This window comes from Microcystis sp. LE19-41.2A, assembly GCF_027530405.1.
Taxonomy (GTDB): Bacteria; Cyanobacteriota; Cyanobacteriia; order Cyanobacteriales; family Microcystaceae; genus Microcystis; species Microcystis aeruginosa.
In genome coordinates this window covers 1-2,900 of sequence record NZ_JAPZQJ010000529.1, presented here as the reverse complement: position 1 = coordinate 2,900, position 2,900 = coordinate 1, and the positions used below count along the sequence as shown (strand labels likewise).

The 2,900-nt window shown below is 38.5% G+C and carries 2 protein-coding genes and 2 pseudogenes; all 4 read right to left on the bottom strand.

From position 1 onward, the window contains the following. Window positions 1–497: 497 nt before the first annotated feature. Window positions 498–851: pseudogene (locus O9290_RS22190) on the bottom strand (ISAs1 family transposase); the annotation flags it as partial. 55 nt (window positions 852–906) lie between these two features. Then, window positions 907–1,970, bottom strand: a pseudogene (locus tag O9290_RS22185) (ISKra4 family transposase). A 112-nt stretch (window positions 1,971–2,082) separates the two neighbouring features. Continuing rightward, window positions 2,083–2,442 (bottom strand): transposase, encoded by a 360-nt coding sequence (locus O9290_RS22180; RefSeq protein ID WP_288056141.1) that lies wholly within the window; start codon window positions 2,440–2,442, stop codon window positions 2,083–2,085. Window positions 2,443–2,461: 19 nt separating this feature from the next. Further along, entirely contained in the window at window positions 2,462–2,824 is a 363-nt protein-coding gene (locus tag O9290_RS22175; protein ID WP_002759746.1) for a helix-turn-helix domain-containing protein, read from the bottom strand. Between the last annotated feature and the right edge of the window lie 76 nt (window positions 2,825–2,900).

Here is a 2,900-nt window from a genome sequence, read left to right as displayed (position 1 = left end):
GGGAGCATCTCACTTACGCGATAAGTAATTATACTTAGCCTAAAAGCCACTCTTAATCGTGTCTTGGAACGAAATAGAGGCTTTTAAAGACTGCGTACATGGAGAATTAAAACAAGAATTACCCTCGAAAAGCCTATTTTTTCACTAAGTATTTATGCTCATTGCAAAGGTGAGATGCTCCCAGATAAATCCCCCCTTGATCCCCCCTTAATTCCCCCTTGATAAGGGGGGTGCCGATCCCCCCTGCCCCCCTTGATAAGGTAGGGCTGTTTCATTTAAATTAAGTACAGCTGATTTTGAGTCAATAAATTTGACTGAAGATTCTCAAGTTTATCTTTCTCTAACCAAAAGAGTTAGTCACAATAACTAATTTTTAATCTTCTGCCAATATTTATTATGAATAAATTGATAAAGCTTGTTCCCAAGCCACTACAAGCCTATCTCTCTTGAAATTGTCTGAGAGTACATCCTGTTAATTTAGCTAATTTTTCTGCTTCTTACGTCGATAAAACTATCAGTTTTTCCCAACGTTCAGCTAACCACCTCTGTCTCTCTGTTATTGAGAGAAAACCCAAACCTCTGAAAAGATTCAATCCTATAGTTGTGAGAATTGACCAATTGCTTGCCGCTTGAAAATCACTTATCTCGCTTTTATCTTCCTCAAAAATTACATCTTTTACCCAATGTAACTGATTTTCTATTTTCCAATGTCCTCGAATAATTTTAGCAAATACTTGAGCGGATTCAGTTAGGCTACTGATATAGTAAGCTGTTTCTTCATAGGTTTTATCCCCGCGACTACCCCTTCTTTCTACTTTAATAACTCTTCGCAGATTTTCAAACCCTTGTCTGGGAGCATCTCACCTTTGCAATAAGTAGAAATGCTTAATGAGATCAATAAAAAAGTTAAAAAAGGCAACCATTTAGATAAGCACAGCGATGACGAAGGACTTGCGGTACATTACAAGATTGCCAACTTGCACCAGTAATTTTAAGACGATGAGCAATTTGTTTAATTTTTGATTCGACGGAGCCAGAGCCAATGGAAATCCCCTCTGCCTGCAAATAACCATAATTGACAATTCGATGTTTATGCTTGTTTAAATAAGTAATAAAATTCTCAACTTGCGGCTCTGACCATCCTTCACAACAAGAGATAGCGGCGTCCACGTCCCCCTTCCATAGAAAACATTTTACCTCCTCAATTCGCTGGAATGACCCGCCAACTTTATAGAGGTTTTCGATTAAATGATACCAATCCAATATTTCAATTCTTTCCTGTTTCTCTCCGATCTCACGAAATAAATTCCAGATACCATCATGTCCATCTCCTAAACAAATTAAAGGCTTGGCCAAAACTTGAGAATTAACCAAATCTAATAAAGCTGAGTTATCTTGAAAAAAAGCCGCTACCCCCAGTTGATGAAAACTCACTGCTTTATAATCACGCCAAATTAAGGCTTTTCCCTTGGCAGTTCTTAGTCGTACCTTACCGCCATCTAGGCTCATTTCTTCCACTTCCACTTCTGGGTTAGACGGTAATTCTTCAAAAGCCTATCGATGTACGAGGCGTTGTTGGGTACTGTGAGAAACAGCAATCCCTGTCAATGATTTGATTTTCTGCGCCGATTTCTCGTAGGATTCATCGCCACTTAATAGCAAACAGTTCTTCTCTAACATTGGACTCATCTGAGTCCGAGGCTTTACTTCTAACTTCTTCGCTTGTTTTTCTGTAATTGGTAATTCGCCCAAAATACTTTTTACTTTTCTTGTCCGACCGGCTGTTTCTCCTGTGCTTGTTTTGACAAAAAAATACCGATTTCTGGGTTGACATACTGAATCATTAAATCTCTAACAGTCTCTTCTATCTCTGCCAAGTTATTAAATTTCTCAACTTGGGATTGTTCCTAAAGACATTGCCCTAACTCTTGACATAACTCTTTAATTCTTTTTTCATTTTCTGATAACATTGGACTGTTCCTCCCATCGAGATATATTCTGAATCGTAAGTTATAACTATTATAATCTCATTTCTCTTTGTGATCAGGTTCAAGATTTTCTAGTTTTTGACTGCTATAAGCATTAATACTCATTGCACAAGTGAGATGCTCCCTGATGAATCGAAGCATTATCCATTAATACACAAGCTCCTTTCCACAAGTTTGGAACTAATAATGTAGCAATAAATGCTTCAAATATTAAACCATTTGCGGCTCCAAATACATTGATAAAAGCCAGCAAGCCTTTGAGCGCTATCGCTCCAATTATCGTGACGTTTTTTCCTCGGTTTAACGGAACTGAATCATACACTCTCTGACCTTTTTCAGCCCTGCCATAAAGTCTTGTCATCCCTAGATTAGAGCCAGACTCGTCAACGAAAACCAAATCTTCCGCTCTAACATCTCGGATTTTCTCCCAATATTCTTCTCTTAATTTTTGCACTCTTTCCGTGTCTCTTTCCCTAGCGTGTAAGCTTTTTTTTTTGAGTTAAATTTAGCCGTTTTAAAATTCTACTGATTGTTGAGTTACTCACCACCGTCTGTGTTTTTTCCTCAATTTGTTTTCTTAACTCGTCTAAGGTGGCATCTTTCTTTTCTTGGACTAAATCGCCCAGCAAGATAATTTCGTCGCTCTTAAGCTTGAGTTTTTGTCCTCCACCATGCGGTCGGGGATTTAGATTTCCTGTTTCACGCCACTGCTTGATTAGTTTCTGGATAAAGCTTAAAGCTACTCTAAATCTTTTGGCTAACTCACGTTGTGAGAGGTTATTCTCCTCGTAGGTCTCGATGATCTTTTGTCGCAAGTCTAAAGAATAGGGCTTCATCGGGTCGTGGCTCCTGCCTAGGTCTATAATTTATTGTCCTCTTCTATTGTACCTCATGCAAGTGCATACCGCTATA

Coding starts and splice junctions, on each gene's coding strand:
- O9290_RS22175 (WP_002759746.1), bottom strand. CDS start 2,824: ATGAAGCCCTATTCTTTAGACTTGCGACAAAAGATCATCGAGACCTAC.